1 protein-coding gene is annotated in these 245 nt (G+C 35.9%); it reads left to right on the top strand.

Annotation, left to right across the window (positions count from 1 at the left end; genetic code table 11):
- A partial coding sequence (locus AAEY72_RS15950) for a hypothetical protein (RefSeq protein ID WP_352311630.1) occupies nucleotides 1-245 on the top strand: 245 nt, incomplete at both ends.

Genomic DNA, 245 nt, shown 5'->3' with positions numbered 1-245 from the left:
AGATCTAAGAGTTTGTGTAGATTATTGGGCATATTCAAACAATGACGGATATGATGGCTATATTGAACATGTAAATGCGCTTTGTTGCCAATATGAGATCAGCTTACACGTTTTGTTTGAAACAATAGGTCAATGTTTTGCTTATTTAGATGATGTGCTATGCGAATACTGTGGCTATATTTGTCCTTTAGAAATACCAGCAGACATTCCTTATATGCGTGCAAAACAGAGTTGGTGTTGTGAAG

Origin of the sequence: Psychrobacter sp. W2-37-MNA-CIBAN-0211, assembly GCF_040309405.1 — a bacterium.
GTDB classification, from domain to species: Bacteria; Pseudomonadota; Gammaproteobacteria; order Pseudomonadales; family Moraxellaceae; genus Psychrobacter; species Psychrobacter glaciei.
Note: the sequence above shows the minus strand (reverse complement) of the source record. Positions and strands in the feature narration are given on the sequence as shown.